21 protein-coding genes and 1 tRNA gene are annotated in these 21,182 nt (G+C 66.1%); 17 read left to right on the top strand and 5 right to left on the bottom strand.

The features are described 5' to 3' along the window. Positions 1–107: 107 nt before the first annotated feature. The 3 genes from AC1RKI_RS02540 (at position 108) to AC1RKI_RS02530 (ending at position 3,335) form a co-directional block, all read left to right on the top strand. On the top strand, positions 108–1,130 hold the full coding sequence (locus AC1RKI_RS02540; RefSeq protein WP_492793974.1) for a complex I NDUFA9 subunit family protein: 1,023 nt from the start codon (positions 108–110) through the stop codon (positions 1,128–1,130). A gap of 268 nt (positions 1,131–1,398) precedes the next feature. Then, entirely contained in the window at positions 1,399–2,091 is a 693-nt protein-coding gene (locus tag AC1RKI_RS02535; RefSeq protein WP_492793976.1) for a glutathione S-transferase family protein, read from the top strand. Positions 2,092–2,093: 2 nt separating this feature from the next. Beyond that, positions 2,094–3,335 carry a multifunctional CCA addition/repair protein gene (locus tag AC1RKI_RS02530; protein ID WP_490713954.1) on the top strand — a complete coding sequence of 414 codons (1,242 nt, stop codon included), beginning with the start codon at positions 2,094–2,096 and terminating at the stop codon, positions 3,333–3,335. An 84-nt stretch (positions 3,336–3,419) separates the two neighbouring features. Here the strand turns inward: AC1RKI_RS02530 and AC1RKI_RS02525 are convergent, their stop codons facing one another. Both AC1RKI_RS02525 and AC1RKI_RS02520 read right to left on the bottom strand, forming a co-directional pair. Then, a complete protein-coding gene (locus tag AC1RKI_RS02525) occupies positions 3,420–3,614 on the bottom strand; it encodes a DUF2905 domain-containing protein (protein WP_061956212.1) in 195 nt (64 codons plus the stop codon). Positions 3,615–3,623: 9 nt separating this feature from the next. Beyond that, on the bottom strand, positions 3,624–4,802 hold the full coding sequence (locus tag AC1RKI_RS02520; RefSeq protein WP_341247766.1) for a class I SAM-dependent methyltransferase: 1,179 nt from the start codon (positions 4,800–4,802) through the stop codon (positions 3,624–3,626). 16 nt (positions 4,803–4,818) lie between these two features. On the opposite strand from AC1RKI_RS02520, the gene AC1RKI_RS02515 reads away from it, so the two are divergent. The 3 genes from AC1RKI_RS02515 to ttcA all read left to right on the top strand — a co-directional run bounded on the left by AC1RKI_RS02515 (position 4,819) and on the right by ttcA (position 7,149). Beyond that, on the top strand, positions 4,819–5,637 hold the full coding sequence (locus AC1RKI_RS02515) for an SDR family oxidoreductase (protein ID WP_061956208.1): 819 nt from the start codon (positions 4,819–4,821) through the stop codon (positions 5,635–5,637). A 24-nt stretch (positions 5,638–5,661) separates the two neighbouring features. Further along, positions 5,662–6,060 carry a dihydroneopterin aldolase gene (locus AC1RKI_RS02510; protein ID WP_061956206.1) on the top strand — a complete coding sequence of 133 codons (399 nt, stop codon included), beginning with the start codon at positions 5,662–5,664 and terminating at the stop codon, positions 6,058–6,060. Between the two features lie 123 nt (positions 6,061–6,183). Further along, positions 6,184–7,149 (top strand): tRNA 2-thiocytidine(32) synthetase TtcA, encoded by a 966-nt coding sequence (gene ttcA / locus AC1RKI_RS02505; RefSeq protein WP_061956204.1) that lies wholly within the window; start codon positions 6,184–6,186, stop codon positions 7,147–7,149. A 25-nt stretch (positions 7,150–7,174) separates the two neighbouring features. On the opposite strand, the gene AC1RKI_RS02500 is transcribed toward ttcA, so the two are convergent. Further along, positions 7,175–7,981, bottom strand: a complete 807-nt coding sequence (locus tag AC1RKI_RS02500) for a DUF6279 family lipoprotein (protein WP_341247767.1) — start codon at positions 7,979–7,981, stop codon at positions 7,175–7,177. A 266-nt stretch (positions 7,982–8,247) separates the two neighbouring features. Between AC1RKI_RS02500 and glmU the strand changes: the two genes are divergently transcribed. The 8 genes from glmU to AC1RKI_RS02460 all read left to right on the top strand — a co-directional run bounded on the left by glmU (position 8,248) and on the right by AC1RKI_RS02460 (position 15,763). Next, entirely contained in the window at positions 8,248–9,612 is a 1,365-nt protein-coding gene (glmU, locus tag AC1RKI_RS02495; protein WP_061956202.1) for a bifunctional UDP-N-acetylglucosamine diphosphorylase/glucosamine-1-phosphate N-acetyltransferase GlmU, read from the top strand. 12 nt (positions 9,613–9,624) lie between these two features. After that, positions 9,625–11,463, top strand: coding sequence for a glutamine--fructose-6-phosphate transaminase (isomerizing) (glmS, locus tag AC1RKI_RS02490; RefSeq protein WP_150980828.1), 1,839 nt, complete (start codon positions 9,625–9,627; stop codon positions 11,461–11,463). Between the two features lie 352 nt (positions 11,464–11,815). After that, positions 11,816–12,412, top strand: a complete 597-nt coding sequence (gene ribA / locus AC1RKI_RS02485; RefSeq protein WP_061956375.1) for a GTP cyclohydrolase II — start codon at positions 11,816–11,818, stop codon at positions 12,410–12,412. Positions 12,413–12,598: 186 nt separating this feature from the next. Continuing rightward, complete coding sequence (locus tag AC1RKI_RS02480; protein ID WP_061956198.1) at positions 12,599–13,054, top strand: PA2169 family four-helix-bundle protein; 456 nt, start codon at positions 12,599–12,601, stop codon at positions 13,052–13,054. Between the two features lie 231 nt (positions 13,055–13,285). Continuing rightward, positions 13,286–13,765, top strand: a complete 480-nt coding sequence (bfr, locus tag AC1RKI_RS02475; RefSeq protein WP_061956373.1) for a bacterioferritin — start codon at positions 13,286–13,288, stop codon at positions 13,763–13,765. A gap of 109 nt (positions 13,766–13,874) precedes the next feature. Then, positions 13,875–13,949: transfer RNA gene (locus AC1RKI_RS02470), tRNA-Cys, on the top strand. A gap of 314 nt (positions 13,950–14,263) precedes the next feature. Beyond that, entirely contained in the window at positions 14,264–14,707 is a 444-nt protein-coding gene (locus AC1RKI_RS02465) for a GNAT family N-acetyltransferase (protein ID WP_222156638.1), read from the top strand. Between the two features lie 72 nt (positions 14,708–14,779). Beyond that, positions 14,780–15,763: a quinone oxidoreductase family protein gene (locus AC1RKI_RS02460; RefSeq protein ID WP_227458410.1), complete on the top strand. Its 984-nt coding sequence runs from the start codon at positions 14,780–14,782 to the stop codon at positions 15,761–15,763. A gap of 68 nt (positions 15,764–15,831) precedes the next feature. Here the strand turns inward: AC1RKI_RS02460 and dmeF are convergent, their stop codons facing one another. Together dmeF and AC1RKI_RS02450 are read right to left on the bottom strand one after the other, a co-directional pair. After that, the gene (dmeF, locus tag AC1RKI_RS02455; RefSeq protein ID WP_492793981.1) at positions 15,832–16,845 is read right to left on the bottom strand and encodes a CDF family Co(II)/Ni(II) efflux transporter DmeF; all 1,014 of its coding nucleotides are present in this window, start codon (positions 16,843–16,845) and stop codon (positions 15,832–15,834) included. A gap of 145 nt (positions 16,846–16,990) precedes the next feature. Further along, positions 16,991–17,908: a LysR family transcriptional regulator gene (locus tag AC1RKI_RS02450; RefSeq protein WP_061959167.1), complete on the bottom strand. Its 918-nt coding sequence runs from the start codon at positions 17,906–17,908 to the stop codon at positions 16,991–16,993. 136 nt (positions 17,909–18,044) lie between these two features. Here AC1RKI_RS02450 and leuC point away from each other — a divergent pair, with 136 nt between their 5' ends. Genes leuC through AC1RKI_RS02435 form a run of 3 tightly spaced genes read left to right on the top strand, consistent with a single transcriptional unit; the run spans position 18,045 to position 21,008 of the window. Further along, positions 18,045–19,460, top strand: a complete 1,416-nt coding sequence (leuC, locus tag AC1RKI_RS02445) for a 3-isopropylmalate dehydratase large subunit (protein ID WP_341247772.1) — start codon at positions 18,045–18,047, stop codon at positions 19,458–19,460. A gap of 14 nt (positions 19,461–19,474) precedes the next feature. Continuing rightward, complete coding sequence (leuD, locus tag AC1RKI_RS02440) at positions 19,475–20,137, top strand: 3-isopropylmalate dehydratase small subunit (protein WP_492793983.1); 663 nt, start codon at positions 19,475–19,477, stop codon at positions 20,135–20,137. Continuing rightward, on the top strand, positions 20,130–21,008 hold the full coding sequence (locus AC1RKI_RS02435) for an alpha/beta fold hydrolase (protein ID WP_492793984.1): 879 nt from the start codon (positions 20,130–20,132) through the stop codon (positions 21,006–21,008). Before leuD ends, AC1RKI_RS02435 begins: the two co-directional genes overlap by 8 nt. Positions 21,009–21,182 lie beyond the last annotated feature (174 nt).

Below are 21,182 nucleotides of genomic sequence, written 5' to 3'. Positions count from 1 at the left end.
CGGTCTGTTCCGGCTCGCCTGCCGGTCCGCCACACGGGCCGGCGGGCGCTTCGTGACGCGTCGCGCCTATTTCATGCCCGCGTAACGTGCAAGTCTCGGAGCCCAGCATGCAGACCAGCAATGTCCTTGTCATCGGGGGCGCCGGTTTCATCGGCAGCCACCTCGTGTCCCGCCTGGCCGGCGCGGCGTCCGCCTCGGGCGCGCCGATCGATCCGGCCGCCAATCCCGATAGTCCCATAGCACCCGAACGCATCGTGGTCGGCACGCGCAAGACCGAGCATGCCCAGCATCTGCTGTTGCTGCCGCGCGTGGAAGTCGTCGAGCTTGGGCTGGCCGATGCCGCCGTGCTCGACGACGCGATCGGGTCGCTCGGCGTCGACGGTATCGTCGTCAACCTGGTGGGCGTGCTCCATGGCGATCGCGCCGACCCGTACGGCCCGCAGTTTGCCGCCGCGCACGTGGATCTGCCGCGCCAGTTGGTGGAGGCTTGCCAGCGTACCGGCGTCCGCAGGCTGATCCACATGAGCGCGCTGGGCGCCGACCCGCAAGGCCCGTCGATGTATCTGCGCAGCAAGGGCGAAGGCGAGCGCGTGGTGCGCGAGAGCGGTCTGGACTGGACGATCTTCCGCCCGTCCGTGGTGTTCGGTCCCGACGACCATTTCATCAACCTGTTCGCGCAGTTGCAGCAGATGGCGCCCGTGGTGCCGCTGGCTTGCGCGCAGGCGCGTTTCCAGCCCGTGTTCGTGCTCGATGTGGCGCAGGCGTTCGTCAATGCGATGGCCAATCGCGCCACCATCGGGCAGGCCTACGAACTGGGCGGCCCGCAGATCTATACGCTGGAGGAACTGGTGAAGTTTGCCGGGCGCGCCTCGGGCCATCCGCGACCGGTAATCGCGCTGCCCGATGCGCTGGCGCGCATGCAGGCCGCGGTGCTTGAGTACATGCCGGGCGGCACGGTGCTATCGCGCGACAACCTCGACTCGATGCGGCTCGACAACGTGCTGGCACAGCCGATGGCGCCGGAGCTCGGCGTGCATCCGCTCAGCCTCGAATCCGTGATGACCGACGTGCTGGCCGGCCGCGGCCACGAATCGGTCTTGCAGGCCATGCGCGGCAGCGTCCACCGCTGAAGCGGCGCGGCGCAATCGCTCGCGAACGCGCATTTCGCTTGGAGCGCGGGCCGTTGCATCGCTAGAATGTTCGGTTCCGGCGCATGGCCATGCGCGGCTGGGGCTTCGGCCAATGACCGCCCCAACCGCACAATCGCCCAAACGTCCATCCACGGTCTGCGCGGCATCGCCCGTCGTCCGCGACAGGTCGACGGCGCGCCGCGGATATCGCGCCCGCCATGCCCGCCACCGTCCAATCGCTGTGCCTGCCCCTTCAAGGAAATTCACGATGAAGCTCGTCATCGGCAACAAGAACTATTCGTCCTGGTCGCTGCGCCCCTGGCTGGTGCTGCGCCACGCCGGCATTGCATTCGAGGAAGTCGCGCTGCGCCTGTTCACCCCGGATTTCGACGTCGAGATCGCGCGCTATTCGCCGGCCGGCAAGGTGCCGACGCTGATCGACGGCGACGTGACCGTGTGGGATTCGCTGTCGATCTCCGAATACGTGGCCGAGCGCTTTCCTGAAAAGCAGTTGTGGCCCGCCGACGCCGCCGCGCGCGCGACGGCGCGCTCGGTCTGCGCGGAAATGCATTCGGGCTTCGGCAATCTGCGCAGCCAGATGCCGATGAACATCACCGCCAAGCTGGCGCCCGGCATCGGCTGGAACGTGGCCGTGCAGGGCGACATCGATCGCATCGCATCGATCTGGACCGATCTGCGCGCACGCCACGGCGCCAAGGGGCCGTTTCTGTTTGGCGAGTTTTCGGTGGCCGATGCGTTTTACGCGCCCGTGGTCAGCCGCTTTGCCACCTATGGGGTCCGCCTGCCCGATGCGGCCCAGGCGTATGCCGATTTCATGCTGGCCTTGCCCGCCATGCAGGAATGGATCGCCGGTGCACGCGCTGAGCGCGATTTCGTGGTGGCCGACGAGCCATATCGCACGCGGCCCGATCGGCCCGATGCCATCGTCGTGACGGGTTGACGATGCAGGTCTATGCCGTCGGCGGCGCCATCCGCGATCAGTTGCTGGGCACGCCCAGCCAGGACCGCGACTATGTCGTGGTGGGCGCCACGCCGCAACAGATGGAAGCCGCCGGCTACAAGCCGGTGGGCAAGGATTTTCCCGTCTTCCTGCATCCGCAGACGCGCGCGGAATACGCGCTGGCGCGCACCGAGCGCAAGACGGCCGTGGGCTACAAGGGGTTTGCGTTCTATACCGGGCCCGATGTCACGCTAGAAGACGATCTGGTGCGGCGTGACCTCACCATCAACGCGATGGCCCAGGCGGTCGACGAACACGGCAATCTGGTCGGGCCGATCATCGATCCGTACGGCGGCCGGCAGGATCTGCAGCGCCGCGTGTTCCGGCACGTGTCCGATGCGTTTGCCGAGGATCCCGTGCGGATCCTGCGCGCCGCGCGCTTTGCCGCGCGCTTCGCCGATTTCACTGTGGCGCCGGAGACGGTCGCGCTGATGCGCCGCATGGTCGAGCTTGGCGAGGTCGACGCGCTGGTGCCCGAACGCGTGTGGCAGGAACTGGCGCGCGGGCTGATGGAGGCCACGCCGTCGCGCATGTTCGATGTGTTGCGCGACTGTGGCGCGCTGGCGCGGCTGCTGCCGGAACTCGACCGCCTGTGGGGCGTGCCGCAGCGCGCCGATTATCACCCCGAAATCGATACCGGCGTGCACGTGATGATGGTGGTCGACTATGCCGCGCGCAGCGGCGCGTCGCTGCCCGTGCGCTTTGCCGCGTTGACGCACGACCTGGGCAAGGGCACCACGCCCGCAGACGTGCTGCCGCGCCATATCGGGCATGAACAGCGCAGCGTGAAACTGCTCGAAGCGGTCTGCCAGCGCCTGCGCGTGCCCAACGACTGCCGAGAACTGGCAGTGCTGGTGGCGCGCGAGCACGGCAATATCCATCGTTCCATGGAATTCGGCGCGGCGGCGCTGACGCGGCTGGTCGAACGCTGCGACGCGCTGCGCAAGCCCGAGCGCTTTGCCCAGGCCCTGCAGGCATGCGAAGCCGACGCGCGCGGCCGACTGGGCTTCGAGGACCGCGATTACCCGCAGACCGCGCGCCTGCTCGCGGCGCGCGAGGCCGCTGCGTCGGTCGATGCGGGCGCCATCGCCAAGGCTTGCGCCGACAAGGTCGACCTGATCAAGGATCGCGTGCACCAGGCGCGCGTGGCGGCAGTGGCCGGCCGGCTTGGTTTGATGGAGTAGGGGCAGCGCGCCCCCGGCGGCGTGTGCGTAGGTGTTGCGCGCGGCGTCCGGTGTGCAGGCCTCGCACGCCGCAACGCTGGCGCGCTAGAGGAGTTTGCCGATCACCAGCGCCAGCAGCGACAGCAGGATGGTCGATGCAAACGGCAGCACGTATTCGCGGCCGAACAGGCGGAAGCGCACGTCGCCGGGCAGTCGGCCCAGGCCGATCTTCTGCAGCCATGGAAGCGATGCGGACAGCACGATCACGCAGAGGAAGATGGTGAAGGTCCAGCGCAGCATGTCGGCGCCTCAGAGGGCAAAGCTGCGGTCGCCGCGCGCAAAGCCGGCCAGCGGCAGCGCGTCGTCGAGATCGCGGGTCAGCGCGATCACCTTGAACAGCTCGCCCATCTCGGCCTCGCTGAGCAGCTTCTGCACTGCGTTGGCCTGCGGCAGGAACGCGCGCGCGTCGGACGGATCCAGCGACATCATCAGGTCGGTAATGCCGGCGTTCATCAGGAAGCGCGCCTGGGAGGCGAAGCCCGCCACGGTCAGTCCTGCGTCGACGGCCGCTTCGGCGATGCCGCTGAAATTCACATGCGCGGTGATGTCCTGCAGCCCCGGGTACAGAAACGGATCGGGATGCGCATGATGGCGGTAGTGGCACATCAGCGTGCCGCCCGCGCGCTGCGGGTGGTAGTACTCGGCCGCCGGAAATCCGTAATCGATGAAGAAGGCCGCGCCGCGCGCCAGCATCGCGCCCACGGCGCGCGTGAAACCTTCGGCTTCAGCATGGGTTTCGGTGACCACGTCGTGATCGCCAGGGAAGTCTCGCAGCACGGCTGGCACCGCCGCATCGTCGAGTTGGCGGTCCCGGTAGGCAAAGCTGTCGCCGTCACGCACCACGCCGCGTTCGTGCCACTGGCCGTGATTGCGCGCGAACAGGCGCACCGGCATGGCGTCCAGCACCTCGTTGCCGACCACCACGCCCTCGAAACGGTCGGGCAGCGCGTCCAGCCACGTCACGCGCTCGGCCAGATGCGGGGCGCGCCGCGCCAGCGTTTCCTGCTGGCGTGCGCGCAGCTCGCCCGACAGCTCGACGATGCTGTAGGACTGCGGCAGTGCGCCTTCGGATTCGAGCGCCAGCAGCAGGTCGGACGCCAGCCGCCCGGTGCCCGCGCCGAATTCCATCACGTGCGGCAGGTCCATGGCGACCAGCGGCGCGAATTGGCGCGCCAGCGTCCGTGCGAAAAACGGCGTCAGTTCGGGCGCCGTAATGAAATCGCTGCCGTCGCCGGCATCGCGGCCGAACTTGGCGGCGCCGCCGCTGTAATACCCCAGCCGCGGCGCGTAAAGCGCGAGCGACATGAAGCGATCGAAGCCGATCCAGCCGCCGGCGGCCGCAATGGCATCGCCAATCACAGTGGAAAGGGCCGTCGAGGCGGCAAGCGCGTCGGCGGAGGGAAGGGGTAGACTAGCGACTTTCTGCATACCGCGAATTGTAGCAATGCCAGATTCAATCACTCAGGGCGCCAGCGGCGCCCAATCGCGCGCATCGCGCGGCGTGGCACTGGTTACGGGCGGCGCACGCCGGCTCGGCCGCGCCATCGCGCTCGAACTGGCCGCGCAGGGCTGGGACGTGGCCATCCATTGCAACCGCTCGCGCGACGAGGCCGAGGCGCTGGCCACGCAGATCCGCGGCCTGGGCCGCCGTGCCGCGGTGCTGCAGGCCGATCTGTCGAGCGAGGCCGAGACCGGCAAGCTGATCGCCGCATGCGCCGATGCGCTGGGCGTGCCGTCGTGCCTGGTCAACAACGCCTCGCTGTTCCAGTACGACGTGGCCACGAGCTTTTCGTATGGATCGCTCGATACGCATATGCGCACCAACGTGGCGGCGCCGCTGCTGTTGGCCCGGGAGATGCACAAGGCGCTTGGCGCCGATGGCAACGATACCGAACAGCGCGGCGTGGTGATCAATCTGCTGGACCAGAAGCTCAATAACCTGAATCCCGATTTCCTGTCGTACACGCTGTCCAAGTCCGCATTGCAGACCGCGACGGTGCAGCTGGCGCAGGCGCTGGCGCCGCGGTTGCGCGTGGTGGGCGTGGCGCCCGGCATCACGCTGGTGTCGGGCGACCAGTCCGACCCGGGCTTCGTACGCGCGCATGCGATGACGCCGCTGGGCAAGTCGTCCACGCCTGACGATATCGCGCAGGCCGTCGCCTATCTGGCCGGCGCGCGCGCCGTGACCGGCACCACCCTCTATGTCGACGGGGGCCAGCACCTGATGCCGCTGGCCCGCGACGTAATGTTCCTCACCGAGTAAAGCTGTTTCGAGATTTCCCCTGCCATGACTTTTGCCGCCCTTTCCCATCCCAGCCTGCAAGACTGCCGTCGCATGTTCCTGCGCAACTACGAAGTGCAGATCAACATCGGCGTGCACGAATTCGAGAAAAAGGGCGAACAGCGCGTGCTGGTGAACATCGACCTGTTTGTGTCGCTGGCCGAAACCACGCCGCAGGCCGACAAGCTCGAGGAAGTGGTCGACTACGACTTCATGCGCAACACGGTGGCGGCCCGCATGGCGCAGGGGCACATCCATCTGCAGGAAACGCTGTGCGACGACGTGGCGCGCGCCATGCTGCAGCACCCGAAGGTGCGCGCGGTGCGCGTGTCGACCGAGAAGCCCGACGTCTATCCCGACTGCGAATCGGTCGGCGTCGAGGTCTTCCATCTGAAGCAGGCCTGAGCCGGCGCGCCGGGGAAAAGCGCCGCGCGGGCCGGTTGAGTAGAATATCGCCCCGTCCATTCCGGCTTTTTTCCACGGGCTGGGGCCATTGTTCAGCGCCCGCGCCCGTTACAGGTACGTCTCATGAGTCACTCCGCTAACTTTTATCGCCTTGAAACCCGCCTGCAGTCGCTGACCGGCAAGGCCATCGGCGACTTCGGCATGATCGAGGACGGCGACACCGTGCTGGTCTGCATGAGTGGCGGCAAGGACTCGTACACGATGCTGTCGGTCCTGATGGCGTTGCAGAAGCGCGCGCCGATCCAGTTCAAGCTGATCGCGATGAACCTGGACCAGAAGCAGCCCGGCTTTCCCGAGCACATCCTGCCCGAGTACCTGAAAACGCTGGGCGTGGAGTATGTGATCGTCGAGGCGGACACCTATTCGATCGTCAAGGAGAAGGTGCCCGAGGGCAAGACCACCTGCTCGCTGTGCTCGCGCCTGCGCCGCGGCGTGATCTATCGCACGGCCAAGGAGTTGGGCGCCAACAAGATCGCGCTTGGCCATCACCGCGACGACATCGTCAACACGTTCTTTCTGAACATGTTCTTCGGCGGCAAGATGAAGGCGATGCCGCCAAAACTGGCTACCGACGATGGCCAGCACATCGTGATCCGCCCGCTGGCGTACTGCGCGGAAAAGGACATCGCGTCCTACGCGCGCGCGATGGAATTCCCGATCATCCCGTGCAATCTGTGCGGCTCGCAGGAAAACCTGCAGCGCAAGAAAGTCAGCGAGATGCTGCAGGCGATGGAGCGCGAGAACCCCGGCCGCATCGACAATATTTTCTCGGCCCTGCGCAACGTGGTGCCGTCGCATCTGGCCGATACCGACCTGTTCCCGTTCACGGGACTGGCCACCGGGCTGGCGAAGGTGGACGAGGCTTCGCTGTTCGGGGAAACCACGTTCACGCAGCAGGCGCTGACGTTCACCGGCAATATCGACGCAAACCGCATGGAGTTCGTTCGCTTCGACAAGATCGGGAAAGCCGGCGAGCCCACCGCGCCCGCCGCTGCGGCCGAGCCTTCGGCCTCCGAACCGGCCGCCTGAGCGGCCGCCGGCCCGGCGCCGCGCATCACTGCGACGCCTGCGCCCGCGCCCGGCCCTCGCGCATCAGCGAGCGCGTATCGTCGATCCATTTCTGGAACTGGTCCACCGCGTGAGCCTTCTGGCTCGGTGTGGTCAGGTTGGCGATCGTCACGGAGAGATCGACGCCCGCGGCGTTGCTGCGCTGCTGGCCGCTGGCGGGCCGCTGCCAATGGTCGGCGAATGTGCGCAGCATCGCCTCGACCTGCGGCTTGGGCGGACGGGTCGTCGAAATCTCGCGCGCCAGCGCGATCCACTCCTGCTGCCGTTTCACGCGTTCCGCATAGCGGGCGTCGGCGCCTTGCATGTACGGACCCATCGCCTCGCGGATGGTCTTTTCCTGCTCGCGCGAGAAGCCGCCGTAAATCAGCTTGGCGTAACCCATGATCTTGTCGAAGCGCGCGTCGGTGCGGGCTTCGGGATCCGACTTCAGGAATTCCTTGCGGTACTTGGCATTGCTGTCCGCAAACTTCGACTCCATGCGCTGGATCTGCTCAGGCGTCAGCGTCAGCATCAGGTCGGCCAGGTCCGGGATGGCGTTCTCGAACGCCTGCCGGCCCAGCCGGTTGGTGTCCTGCTGCACCTGGCGGATCATCGCCGCGTCCACCGGCCCGGCCACCTCGCCCTTGACGCGCGTGAGTACGGTGGCGATTTCCGGTAGTTGGGCCTGCCGGTGCCAGTCGAAGAAGCGCGCGATGGCGTCCTTGGTGGGCGGTTCCTGGGCGTCGGAAACGTCGACGTAACGGTCGATCCACCAATAGGCGAGCTTGTCGCCCTGCTGGTAGCCCAGCTTCATGGCGTTGCAGCCGACCAACGCCACGGCGACGGTAAATGCTGCAAACCATGCAAAAACGCGTCGTGACCAAATGTGAACAACCGTAACGCCAGGTGTTCGGGTCAATGGGGCGCGGGGGCGCGTGCTAGAATCGGCGCGCATCTTTCCAGGCCCGGCGGATCGCCCGCCAGCGCAGTCGTGGCAACGGTTTAGCCACGTCGGACGCAGTGCTTCGGGGCACGAATTCTTCCAATTTTTCTCAGACACACTCACTTAGGGACCTCCTTGTGAATATCGTCATTCTTGCCGCGGGCATGGGCAAGCGCATGAATTCCGCGCTGCCCAAGGTGCTGCATCCCGTTGCAGGGCGGCCCATGCTGGCCCATGTGCTCGACACCGCCCGCACGCTGTCGCCCACGCGGCTCGTGGTCGTGGTCGGCCATGGCGCCGATCAGGTACGCAACGCCGTGGCCGCCAGCGACGTGGCCTTTGCCGAGCAGAGCCAGCAACTTGGCACGGGCCACGCCGTCATGCAGGCACTGCCGCTGCTCGACGACAGCCAGCCCACGCTGGTGCTGTATGGCGACGTGCCGCTGACCAGCGCCGCAACGCTCCAGCATCTGGTGCAGGCCGCCGGCAGCGAGCGCCTGGGCGTGCTGACCGTCGAAATGCCCGATCCTACCGGATACGGCCGCATCGTTCGCGACGCCGCCGGCAACATCGTGCGGATCGTCGAGCAGAAGGACGCCAGCGAGGAAGTGCGCGCCATCCGCGAAATCAACACCGGCATCATCGTCTGCCCGACGCCGCTGCTGCGCCTCTGGCTCGCCACGCTGCGCAACGACAACGCGCAGGGCGAGTACTACCTTACCGACACCATCGAACGCGCCGCCAACGACGACGTGGAGATCGTGTCGTCCCAGCCTGCCGCGCTGTGGGAAACGCTCGGCGTCAACAGCAAGGTCCAACTGGCCGAAATCGAGCGTATTCACCAGCGCAACATCGCGCAACGTCTGCTTGAAGCGGGCGTCACGCTGCTCGATCCGGCACGCATCGATGTGCGCGGCGAACTCACATGCGGGCGCGACGTGACGATCGACGTCGGCTGCGTGTTCGAAGGCCGCGTGCATCTGGACGATGGCGTGCATATCGGCGCGCACTGCGTAATCCGCAACACCAGCGTCGCCGCCGGCGTGCGCGTGCAACCGTTCTGCCACTTCGAAGAAGCAAAGATCGGGCCGGATGGCCGCATCGGCCCTTACGCGCGGCTGCGTCCCGGTACCGAACTGGGCCAGGATGTGCATATCGGCAATTTCGTCGAGGTCAAGAACAGCCAGATCGCCAACCATAGCAAGGCCAATCATTTGGCCTACGTGGGCGACACGACGGTGGGCCAGCGCGTGAACATCGGCGCGGGCACGATCACCTGCAACTACGATGGCGTCAACAAGCACCGGACCATCATCGAGGACGACGTCTTCATCGGGTCGGACACGCAACTGGTGGCGCCGGTCACCGTGCGACGCGGCGCGACCATCGGCGCGGGCACCACGCTGACCAAGGAAGCGCCGGCCGACAAGCTCACGCTGTCGCGCGCAAAGCAGATGACTCTCGACGCGTGGCAGCGTCCGGTCAAGCAACCGAAAAAATAAAGGGGTTCAGAGATGTGTGGCATCGTCGGCGCGGTTTCGCACCGCAATATCGTACCGGTCCTGATCGAAGGGCTGCGTCGCCTGGAATATCGTGGTTATGACTCGTGCGGGGTGGCCGTCGTGCGCGACGCCATGCTGGAGCGCGCGCGCACGGTGTCGCGCGTGGCCGATCTGGACACGCAGACGCAGGCGTCTGGCCTGGCCGGCGCCCTGGGCATCGCCCACACGCGCTGGGCCACGCATGGCAAGCCCGACACGGTCAACGCCCATCCGCATTTCTCGGACGAGACCATTGCGCTGGTGCACAACGGCATCATCGAAAACTACGAGCCGCTGCGCGACGAACTGCGCGCGGTCGGCTACGGCTTCGAATCGCAGACCGACACCGAGGTGGTGGCGCACCTGATTCACCAGGCCTATACCTATCCGAGCAGCGCCACGCGTGGCGATCTGTTCGGATCGGTGCGCGTGGTGACCAAGCGCCTGCACGGCGCCTACGCGATCGCCGTGGTCGCCAAGGACCAGCCTGACGTGGTGGTCGGCGCGCGCGCCGGATCGCCGCTGGTGGTGGCGCTGGGCAACGACGAAACGTTCCTGGCGTCGGACGCGCTGGCCGTGGCCGGCACCGCCAACCGCATCATCTATCTGGAAGAGGGCGATGTGGTGGAACTGACGCGCGCGGGCGCGAAGATCCGCGACGTGCACGATCACGAGGTGCAACGCGAGGCGCGCGTGGTGGAAGCCCACGCTGCGGCCGTCGAACTGGGCCCGTACCGCCACTTCATGCAGAAGGAAATCTTCGAGCAGCCGCGCGCGCTGGGCGATACGCTGGAAGGCATCGCCGCCATCACGCCGGAACTGTTCGGCCCCAACGCCGCGCAGGTATTTACCGAGATCGACAGCATCCTGATCCTGGCGTGCGGCACCAGCTATTACTCGGGCTGCACTGCCAAGTACTGGCTCGAATCGATCGCCCGGATTCCCACACAGGTGGAAGTGGCCAGCGAGTACCGCTACCGCGAGACCGTGCCGAACCCGCGCGCGCTGGTGGTGGTGATCTCGCAGTCGGGCGAAACCGCCGATACCATGGCCGCGCTGCGCCATGCGCGCTCGCTCGGCCACACCCATACGCTGGCCATCTGCAATGTGGCGACCAGCGCGATGGTGCGCGAGACCGAACTAAGTTTCCTGACGCGCGCCGGCACCGAGATCGGTGTGGCGTCGACCAAGGCCTTCACCACGCAGCTGGCCGCGCTGTACATGCTGACGCTGGCGCTGGGCAAGGTGCGCGGCCATCTCACCGATGAGCAGGAAGCACAGGCGCTGACCAACCTGCGCCATCTGCCGGTTGCGCTGCACGGCGTGCTGGCGCTGGAGCCGCAGATCATCGCGTGGTCCGAGGATTTTGCGCGGCGCGAAAACGCGCTGTTCCTGGGTCGTGGCCTGCACTATCCGATCGCGCTCGAAGGCGCGCTGAAGCTCAAGGAAATCTCCTACATCCACGCCGAGGCCTATCCGGCCGGCGAGCTCAAGCATGGCCCGCTTGCGCTGGTGACCGAGGCGATGCCGGTGGTGACGGTGGCGCCGAACGACGCCCTGCTGGAAAAGCTCAAGTCCAACATCCAGGAAGTGCGCGCGCGCGGCGGCCGGCTGTACGTGTTTGCCGACGCCGACACGCATATCCAGTCGTCCGACGGCATCCAGGTGATCCGCCTTCCCGAGCACTACGGCGCGCTGTCGCCAATCCTGCATGTGGTGCCGCTGCAATTGCTGGCCTATCACACGGCCTGCGCGCGCGGCACCGATGTGGACAAGCCACGCAATCTGGCCAAGTCCGTGACGGTGGAATAAACCGCATCGACGGTCCGCATTGGAGGGTCCGCGCTCGCTGTCCCGATGATGGCTTTTGGGACGCAGACGCTGGCCGACGAAACCGCCTTCGGGCGGTTTTGTTTTTCCGCCGCCCCATTGGCAAGGCTGCCGTGGGGCGGAGTTTGTGACGTCGGAACCGCTGCGTGCCGCCACGGCGCATGTAAAAACTTCTACCGGCAGGTAACCCTGCGCCCGATGGTGGATGGCGTTTCGCGGTATCCTTGCCGGCATCCCGCGTCCGCGCCTCTCCCAATCGGCGCCGCGCGGCGCGCCTGTCCCGTCCTGCATCATGCCGCGCGGGCACCATGGCGCTCCAGCGACTGCACACCATATGAAAGACCTAGAAAGTGAGCTGATCGGCTCCGCACGGCTGCCGACCCGCTACGGCGAATTTACCGCCCATGCCTTCCAGGGCGTGGACACCGGCACGGAACACCTGGCGTTATCGATGGGCGATCTGGCCGGCGAAAACCTGCTCGTGCGGCTGCATTCCGAATGTCTGACCGGCGACGTGTTCGGTTCCTGCCGCTGCGATTGCGGCGAACAGCTCGACCTGGCCATGCGCAAGATCGCCGAGGAAGGCCGCGGCGTGCTGCTGTATCTGCGCGGTCACGAGGGACGCGGGATCGGTTTGTCCAACAAGATCCGCGCCTACGCGCTGCAGGATGGCGGGCTCGATACCGTCGACGCCAATCTCGCGCTGGGCCAGGCCATCGACGCGCGCACCTATGCGTTCGCGGCCGATTTCCTGCGCCAGTGGGGCGTCAAGTCGATCCGCCTCATGAGCAACAATCCGGTGAAGATCAAGGCGCTGGAAGACGCCGGCATCCGTGTGACCGAACAGATGCGTCACATCGTGCCGTCCAATGCCGAGAATGAAAAATACCTCGCCACCAAGCGCTCGCGCATGGGCCACCTGCTCGATTAACGGCACATTTACGGCGATGTAGGCAAAAGCCGACAACCGCTTGCGAGGCCTCCCGACAGTGCTGGCGAGGCCGCTCCTCTATCTTGAATGCAAGGGCCGCGCGTGGCGATGCCAGGCGCGGCGTGTTCCATGCCACGCCGCGGATACGCCGCGTGGGCGTGGCAAATGAGATAAGAGGAGTCCGTTATGGCTGATAACAATGTGTCTGTATTGAATGACCTGATCGAAGTCTCGCGAGACGGCGAGGAAGGCTTCCGCAAGGCCGCTGAGGATGCCAAGAATCCGGAACTGAAGACGCTGTTTTCGAGCCGGGCCGCAGAAATCGGCGCGGCCGTGCGCGAGCTGCAGGCCCAAGTCGCGGCACTGGGCGGCAAGCCGGAAGACCACGGCAGCGTGGCCGGCGCGCTGCATCGCGGCTGGATCAGCCTGCGCACCGCGGTGAGCGACCGCACTGATCTGGCCATCCTCGAGGAAACCGAAAAGGGCGAGGACGTCGCCAAGAAGAAATATGCCGAGGCGCTGCAGCAAACCGATCTCAGCTTCGATATTCGCGCGCTGATCGAGCGCCAGTATCAGGGCGTGCTGCGCAATCACGATCTGATCCGCGACCTGCGAAACCGTTATCGCGCGAGCGGCGAATAACAGCTCAGGAAACAACTCAGGATTTTGTCGCGGGCGTTTTGCGGCGTCCGCGCAAAATCGGTAAGCGCCTCCATTGCGAGGCGCTTTTTATTCGCCTTAAATCGGAATCAATATTAATCTCACAATCATGCCAAAAGTGCGCGCATCGGCCGGAAACCCGCCCCGCGCTTGATCTTCCGGTATTGCGCATTACCATGAAAATGCTAATTACCGATGGCGAGGATCGAGGCGATGAAAACCGACAAGAAGGTAATTCAACTGCTGAACGGCCAACTCAAACACGAACTGACCGCCATCAACCAGTATTTTTTGCATGCGCGGATGTATCGGCATTGGGGACTCAAGGCGCTGGGCAAGCATGAATACGACGAGTCGATCGAGGAAATGAAGCACGCCGACCGGCTGATCGAACGCATCCTGATGCTCGACGGCCTGCCCAACCTGCAGGACCTGGACAAGCTGATGATCGGCGAGAACACCGAGGAAATGCTCGGCTGCGATCTGAAGCTCGAACTCGTGTCGCAGGCGTCCTGCAAGGAGGCGATCAAATACTTCGAATCGGTGAGCGATTACGTCTCGCGCGAGATCGTCACCGACATCCTGCACGACACCGAGGAGCATATCGACTGGCTGCAGACGCAACTGGAACTGCTGCGCAAGGTGGGCGTGCACAACTACCTGCAGTCGGCGATGGGCGAGCTCGACGAGTAACGGGCGCCCCCGGCGTACGGCGCACGATCGCACGTCCTGCAGACTTTTTCGACTTCGGCTACACTGCGCCCCGCACCACTGAACGGCCTGCTCGGGCCGTCATCTCTAAGGCGGGGTGGCAGAGTGGTTATGCGGCGGCCTGCAAAGCCGCTTACGACGGTTCGATTCCGTATCCCCGCCTCCAGTTTTTCATTTAGGTTTTTCCCCCTGTTTTCCAACCCAATGCTGTCATGAGACGCGCCGATACTCGGGCGTGAACCTGGCGCATTTCATGCTCCGTTGCGGTAATGCATGGTGCGTGGCACATACGGTAAGTCCCCATCTGGAAACGCGCGTTCGATTGCGATACTGTGGGGCGCGTCGGCACCGGTGCAGCACCTGGTGCTCGCGCTGGTGCGTTGTCGTATGACCCGACGATGAGCGGCGCAACAGGCTGCGCCATGCAGAGCTTCCATGGCGTATCCGTCGCAACGTGATGACAGAAACAAGAGGCTCCCAATGATCAGAGATCTGCAAATCCGTGCGGCGCAGCCGACGGATGCGCCGGCCATCGGCGCCGTGCTGGAGCGTTGCGCCCTGCCGGTGGACGACTTGCCGCGCCTGGTCGGCAATTTCCATGTCGCCATTCTCGACACCCAGCTGATTGGATGCGCCTGCGCCGAGCTGTTCGACGATACGGCGATCGTGCGCTCGGTGGCCGTGTTGCGTGAATGGCGCGACCAGGGCGTGGCCAGTCATCTGGTCAACGCAGTGATGATGCGCGCCCGCGCCAACGGCGCTCGCCGCGCCGTCCTGCTGACCTCGGCCTGCCCCAGCTATTTCGCGCGCTACGGTTTTTCGCTGATCCACGCCTCGAAGCTGCCGACGCAGGTGCTGGAAAGCCAGGAATTCCTACGGCTGCGCAATACCGGCGCGCTGTGCATGTGCGCGGAGCTGGCGTGAGCGCCGGCAGGATTCTGCAAAAGCGTCAATAATCTGGGCTCCCATATTTGCCGATTGCATCGAGGAGACCCCATGTCGACGACTGTCCGCGCCGTTCGCCTTCACGAATTTGGTTTGCCGCAGGTGATGCGGCTCGAGTCCGTCGAGCTGCCGCCGCCTGCAGCCGGTGAGGCGCGCGTGCGGCACACCGCGATCGGCTTCAACTTCATCGACATCTATCAGCGCCGCGGCACCTATCCGTTGCCGGCCGGTACCGGGCTCGGCCACGAGGCGGCCGGAGTGGTCGAGGCGGTGGGCGAGGGCGTGACCGACGTCGCCGTGGGCGATCGCGTTGCCTATATGAACGCCGGGCTGGGCGCCTACGCGGAAGGCCGCAACGTCCCCGTCGACAAGCTCGTGCGGCTGCCCGACAGCCTCGGCGACGAGCAGGCCGCCGCAGTGATCTTCAAGGGCATGACCGCGCAGTATCTGGTGCGCCATACCTACGCCGTGAAGCCGGGCGATACCGTGCTGGTGCACGCAGCTGCGGGCGGCGTGGGGCAGATTCTCAGCAGCTGGACCAAGGCGCTGGGCGCGCGCGTGATCGGCACGGCAGGGTCCGCCGCCAAATGCGCGACGGCCCGCGCGGCCGGTTGCGATATCGCGATCGACTACAGTCACGGCGATTGGGTCAAGCAGGTGCGTGACGCCACCGACGGCCGCGGCGTGAATGTGGTCTACGACGCCGTTGGCAAGGACACCTTCCTGGGCTCGCTCGATTGCGCGCAGACCTTTGGCATGGTGGTGCTGTACGGCGCGGCGTCCGGTCCGGCGCCGGCCATCGAACCGGAAATCCTCAACAAGAAGGGCTGCCTGTTCCTGACGCGCCCTTCGGTGTTTCCGCATAACGCGGACCCGGTGCGTTTTCGCGCCAATGCGAAGGACCTGTTCGACGCCGTCGCAGCGGGCCATGTGAAGGTCGATATCGGCGCGCGCTTTCCGCTGGCCGACGTGGCGCGCGCGCACGAAGCCGCCGAGCGCCGCGAAACTACCGGCGCGATCGTGCTGGTGCCCTGACGCGCCGTTTTGCCGTGACCGCCCGGCGCCATGTTTCGTGCCGCCGGGCGGTCAGTGGCGCCGTGAGTTCAATGTCGATGTGTGGTCCGGCGCGACGCCGGGCCGTCATCGCACAGGTTGATCTCGACGCTGATGTGCACCAGTTCCTCGTGCACCGATAGCGCCTGTCGCACTCGTTGCGGCGTCAGCGCGCTGTCGTGCGTGACCAGGCTGGCGATGCAGGCGAACTGCTCGCGGCCCACGCGCCAGATGTGCAGATCCGCGACGCGCGTGCCGTCTTCACCCTGGGCAAACTGGTCGAGCACTTCGCGCACTTCGTCGACCACGGGATGATCCATCTCGCGATCGAGCAGCACGGTGCCGCTCTGGCGCATCAGGCCGATGGCCCAGCGTCCCACCAGCACCGCGCCAACCAGACCCATCGCCGGATCGAGCCAGCTCCAGCCCAGCCACCAACCGCCGGCCAGCGCGACGATGGCCAGCACCGACGTCGCCGCATCGGCCAGCACGTGCAGATATGCCGAACGCAGGTTGATGTCGTGATGACCATGCGCGTGTCCGTGCCCTTGCCCGTGATGGTCATGCCCATGTTCGTGCCCGTGGCCATGCGCATGATGATCGTGCCCGTGCGCGCCGCCCAGAATCCACGCGCAGCCCAGATTGACCAGCAGGCCGACTGCCGTGACTGCCATGGCCTGCTGATAATGGATCTGCGCCGGGCTGATCAGGCGCTCCACCGATCCGAACACCATCAGCGCGGCCACGCCCAGCAGGAATACCGCGCTGGCAAACGCCGCCAGCACTTCGATCTTCCAGGTGCCGAACGTGAAGCGCGCATCGTGCGCCAGCCGACGCGCGGCCGCGTACGCAAACGCCGACAGGCCGATCGCCACCGCGTGCGAACTCATATGCCAGCCGTCGGCCAGCAACGCCATCGAATTGAAGCCGAGACCGGCCGCGATCTCGATGGCCATCATCGCCAAAGTGATCCACATCACCAGCCGCGTGCCCCGTTCGGCAGCCGGGTTGCCGGTGTCGAAAATGTGGGAATGGGTCCACGCGGAGAGGTTGTGCGTGTGCATGGGAATATCCGGAGCGTTAGGGCGGAAGCTGTTAGCGTAGCAGGGCCGCACGGCGCGCGATCGCACAACCCTGCGCGATAAAGGGCGATGCAACGCGCCGGGCGAACCAGTCTCCATATGGCGGCCTCCGGGTGCCGGCCGTCGCTTACCAGCCGTGGTAATCGGCGGCGGTGTCGTAACCGCCAAAGCGCTCGGCCATGAAGTCGACAAAGGCGCGTACGCGGGCCGACAGCTTGTCGCGCGACAGATACACCGCGTAGATGTCCGCCGGCGGCGCGGACCAGTCCGGCAGCACCTGTCGCAAGCGTCCCGAGCGCAGCAGCGGCGCCACTTCCCATTCCGATCGCAACACGATGCCGTGGCCCTGCAGTGCCCAGTTGACGGCCACTTCGCCATCGTTGGTGGCCGCCGCGCCGCGCACCTTGATGGTTTCCTGCCGACCCGCCGCCTGCAGGTGCCAGGTGCCATAGGCGGTTTCGCTTTCGCGAATCACGATACAGCGGTGCTGTTGCAAGGCGCGCGGCGAAGCGGGCTCGCCGTGCCGCGCCAGATACGCGGGCGACGCGCACAGCAGGCGGTGGTTCGGCGCCAGTTTGCGGGCGTTGAGCCGCGCATCGGGCAGGTCGCCCACCAGGATGCCGATATCGAAGCCTTCCTCAGCCAGATTCAGCGCGCGGTCGGTCAGTTGCAACTGCACTTCCACTTCCGGATATGCGAGCAGGAAATCGCCCACCGCGGGCGCCAGATGGCGGCGGCCGAAACCGAGCGTGGCATTCACGCGCAGCAATCCGCGCGGCGCCACGCGGCTGCCGCCCAGGCCTTGCTCCAGTTCTTCCAGTTCGGCCAGGATGCGTCCGCCTTGCGCCAGATAGGCCTCGCCTTCAGGCGTCACCGATAGCCGGCGCGTGGTGCGATTGAGCAGGCGCACGCCAAGCCGCGCTTCCAGGGCGGCCAGCCGCTTGCTGGCCGCCGACGGCGTCAGGCCCAGATGCTGGGCCGCGGCCGCCAGGCTGCCGCGCTTGACCAGCAGGATGAAAAAGGCGAGATCGGAAAAGGCGTCCATGGGGCGGGCAGAGTGCGGCGATTACGTACCCAACTCATGAATCCAGGGCACGAATGAATTGCGAATGGCGAAATTATAGCGATGAATTCCGCGATTAGACTGCCGTTCATCCCACTCTCCAGAACAGGCAGCCACCATGGCCGGACGCACGCTGTATCGGAAACTCGTGGAATCGCACACGGTTGTCACGCTCGATGCGGACAACGTGCTGCTCTACGCGGATCTGCACATCATGAACGAGTACACCAGCCCGCAAGCGTTTGCGGGACTGGCCGAGCAGGGCCGCCAAGTGGCGGCGCCGGGCCAGCAACTGGCGGTGGTCGACCACATCATCCCCACGCACGCGCAGTCGCCGCGCGTGATCCAGGACCCCGCGTCGGCGTTGCAGGCGCGCAATCTGAAACGCAACTGCGATCTGCACGGGATTGCGCTGTTCGACACCAACGATCCGCTGCAAGGCATCGAACATGTGATCGCGCCCGAGCACGGCATGATCCGCCCCGGCATGGTCGTGCTTTGCGGCGACAGCCACACCACCACATATGGCGCGTTCGGCGCGCTGGGGTTTGGCATCGGCACATCGGAGGTCGAGCACGTGCTGGCCACGCAGACGCTGGTGTACCGGCTGGCGCAGGCCATGCGCATCCGTGTCGATGGCAGCCTGCCGCCGGGCACCACGTCGAAAGATCTGATCCTGCATGTCATCGCGCGCATCGGCGCACAGGGCGCGCGCGGCTACGTGGTCGAATTCACCGGCAGCGCCATCGACGCGCTGTCGATGGAAGCGCGCATGACCCTGTGCAACATGGCCGTGGAGGCCGGCGCGCGCGGCGCGCTGATCGCGCCTGACGAGACGGCGATCGGCTACGTGCTGGCGCGCGCGGTCGATATCGATGGCCCGATGGCCGACGCGGCGCGCGCGGCATGGACGGCGCTGCATTCCGACGACGACGCGGTATTCGATGCCGAGCTGGCCTTCGACGCATCGGTCGTCGCGCCTTACGTGACATGGGGCACCAGTCCCGACCAGGCGATTCCGGTCACCGCCGTCGTGCCGCAACCGACCGATGCCGCGGACGCCAGTGCGCAGGCCGCCGCGGCGCGCGCGCTCGATTACATTGGCCTCGCGCCGGGCAGCACGCTGAGCGGCCTGCCGGTGCAGCGCGTGTTCATCGGATCGTGCACGAACGGCCGCATCGAAGACCTGCGCGCGGTGGCCGACGTGGTGCGCGGCCGCAAGGTGGCCGACGGCGTGCGCGCGATGGTGGTGCCGGGCTCGGGCGCGGTGCGCGATCAGGCCGAAGCCGAGGGCATTGCCGCGTTGCTGATCGACGCCGGCTTCGAATGGCGCAAGCCCGGCTGCTCGATGTGCCTGGCGATGAACGACGACGTGCTGTCGCCGGGAGAGCGCTGCGCATCGACCACCAATCGCAACTTCGAGGGCCGCCAGGGACGCGCCGGACGCACGCACCTGATGAGCCCCGCCATGGCCGCGGCGGCGGCCGTTACCGGCTGCATCACCGATGTGCGCCAACTGAACCCGCTCAATTGACCCGGAGTCCGAACATGTCCGCATTCACATTGATCGAGGGCGTCGGCGCGCCGCTGCCGCTGCCAAACCTCGATACCGATCAGATCATGCCCAAGCAGTTCCTGCGCGGCATCGACAAGTCCGGTCTCGACAAGGGCCTGCTCTACGACATGCGGTTCGACGAGCACGGCGCGCCGCGCGCCGATTTCGTGCTCAACCAGCCTGCGTGGCGCGATACGCGCGTGCTGGTGGCGGGCGCGAATTTCGGCTGCGGGTCCAGCCGCGAGCACGCCGTGTGGGGCCTGCAGCAGTTCGGCATCCGCGCCGTGATCGCGCCGAGTTTCGGCGAGATCTTTTACTCGAACGCGATGAACAACCGTCTGCTGCTGGCGATGCTGCCGCAGGCGGACGTCGATATCCTGATGCGCGCGGTCAGCGATCCGGTGGCGCCCGCGTCGATCCGCATCGACCTGTCGTCGATGACGGTGCGCGCCGGGTCGTTCACCACGTCGTTCTCGATGTCGGCGCGCCATCTGGACATGTTCCGCCGCGGCCTCGATATCATCGGCATGTCGTTGACGCACGCCGCCGACATCGACGCCTTCGCTCACCGCCATCACGCCGCCAGCCCGTGGCTGCGCGACGTGGCGGCGACGACCATGGCGCGGCTGGCAAAACAGGGAGACAGGCATGTTTGAGGGATTCGTCACGCATCGCATCGACCATGACGGGGTGCCGATTCACGCGGTGGTCGGCGGGGAAGGGCCGCCGTTGCTGCTGTTGCACGGCCATCCGCAGACGCACGTGATCTGGCACAAGGTGGCCGGCGAGCTGGCGCGCCACTTCACCGTGGTGGCGACCGACCTGCGCGGCTACGGCGACAGCGGCAAGCCCGCCGGGCTGCCCGACCACAGCAACTACAGCAAGCGCGTCATGGCGGCCGACCAGTTGGCCGTGATGCGCGCGCTCGGGTTCGGGCACTTCAGCGTGATGGCGCACGACCGCGGCGCGCGCGTGGCGCACCGGCTGGCCGTCGATCACCCGCAGGCGGTCCGCCGGCTGGTGACGCTGGACATCGCACCGACGCTGGCGATGTATGCGCAGACCAACGAGGCCTTCGCACGCGCCTATTACCACTGGTTTTTTCTGATTCGCCCGGCGCCGTTTCCGGAGACGCTGATCGAGGCCGATCCGGCGCTTTATCTGCGTCAGACCATGGGAAGCCGCAGCGCCGGCCTGGCCCCGTTTACCGACGCCGCGCTGGCCGAATATCTGCGCTGCCTGCAGCAGCCCGGATCGGCCCACGGCCTTTGCGAGGACTACCGCGCCAGCGCAGGCATCGACCTGGAACACGACCGCGCCGACATCGCCGCGGGCCGCATGATCGAGTGCGACATGCTGGCGTTGTGGGGCGCCGACGGTGCGGTTGGAAAATGTTTCCAGCCGCTCGAAGAATGGCGTCGCGTGGCGCGCCACGTCACCGGCCACGCGCTGCCGTGCGGCCACTACATTGCCGAGGAAATTCCCGCCCGCCTGCTGGAAGAAGTCCTGCCGTTTCTGCGCGGCTGATTTACCCAACCCTTTGAATTTTCTGAGAATCTTCGCCCCGACCGCGCCCCGTGCGCCGTCGGGGCGCTGCGCATGGGCCGAGCGTGACGGCTGCCAGCGACGCTACGGCGAGCACATTTGCCGCGTCCGTACCGCCAAAATTTTTGATTCGTCCGTTTAACCCTCGGCGTGCAG

Source organism: Cupriavidus sp. GW822-FHT06G04, assembly GCF_058799075.1.
Note: the sequence above shows the minus strand (reverse complement) of the source record. Positions and strands in the feature narration are given on the sequence as shown.

Coding starts and splice junctions, on each gene's coding strand:
- AC1RKI_RS02540 (WP_492793974.1), top strand. CDS start 108: ATGCAGACCAGCAATGTCCTTGTCATCGGGGGCGCCGGTTTCATCGGC.
- AC1RKI_RS02535 (WP_492793976.1), top strand. CDS start 1,399: ATGAAGCTCGTCATCGGCAACAAGAACTATTCGTCCTGGTCGCTGCGC.
- AC1RKI_RS02530 (WP_490713954.1), top strand. CDS start 2,094: ATGCAGGTCTATGCCGTCGGCGGCGCCATCCGCGATCAGTTGCTGGGC.
- AC1RKI_RS02525 (WP_061956212.1), bottom strand. CDS start 3,614: ATGCTGCGCTGGACCTTCACCATCTTCCTCTGCGTGATCGTGCTGTCC.
- AC1RKI_RS02520 (WP_341247766.1), bottom strand. CDS start 4,802: ATGCAGAAAGTCGCTAGTCTACCCCTTCCCTCCGCCGACGCGCTTGCC.
- AC1RKI_RS02515 (WP_061956208.1), top strand. CDS start 4,819: ATGCCAGATTCAATCACTCAGGGCGCCAGCGGCGCCCAATCGCGCGCA.
- AC1RKI_RS02510 (WP_061956206.1), top strand. CDS start 5,662: ATGACTTTTGCCGCCCTTTCCCATCCCAGCCTGCAAGACTGCCGTCGC.
- ttcA (WP_061956204.1), top strand. CDS start 6,184: ATGAGTCACTCCGCTAACTTTTATCGCCTTGAAACCCGCCTGCAGTCG.
- AC1RKI_RS02500 (WP_341247767.1), bottom strand. CDS start 7,981: ATGAAGCTGGGCTACCAGCAGGGCGACAAGCTCGCCTATTGGTGGATC.
- glmS (WP_150980828.1), top strand. CDS start 9,625: ATGTGTGGCATCGTCGGCGCGGTTTCGCACCGCAATATCGTACCGGTC.
- ribA (WP_061956375.1), top strand. CDS start 11,816: ATGAAAGACCTAGAAAGTGAGCTGATCGGCTCCGCACGGCTGCCGACC.
- AC1RKI_RS02480 (WP_061956198.1), top strand. CDS start 12,599: ATGGCTGATAACAATGTGTCTGTATTGAATGACCTGATCGAAGTCTCG.
- bfr (WP_061956373.1), top strand. CDS start 13,286: ATGAAAACCGACAAGAAGGTAATTCAACTGCTGAACGGCCAACTCAAA.
- AC1RKI_RS02465 (WP_222156638.1), top strand. CDS start 14,264: ATGATCAGAGATCTGCAAATCCGTGCGGCGCAGCCGACGGATGCGCCG.
- AC1RKI_RS02460 (WP_227458410.1), top strand. CDS start 14,780: ATGTCGACGACTGTCCGCGCCGTTCGCCTTCACGAATTTGGTTTGCCG.
- dmeF (WP_492793981.1), bottom strand. CDS start 16,845: ATGCACACGCACAACCTCTCCGCGTGGACCCATTCCCACATTTTCGAC.
- AC1RKI_RS02450 (WP_061959167.1), bottom strand. CDS start 17,908: ATGGACGCCTTTTCCGATCTCGCCTTTTTCATCCTGCTGGTCAAGCGC.
- leuC (WP_341247772.1), top strand. CDS start 18,045: ATGGCCGGACGCACGCTGTATCGGAAACTCGTGGAATCGCACACGGTT.
- leuD (WP_492793983.1), top strand. CDS start 19,475: ATGTCCGCATTCACATTGATCGAGGGCGTCGGCGCGCCGCTGCCGCTG.
- AC1RKI_RS02435 (WP_492793984.1), top strand. CDS start 20,130: ATGTTTGAGGGATTCGTCACGCATCGCATCGACCATGACGGGGTGCCG.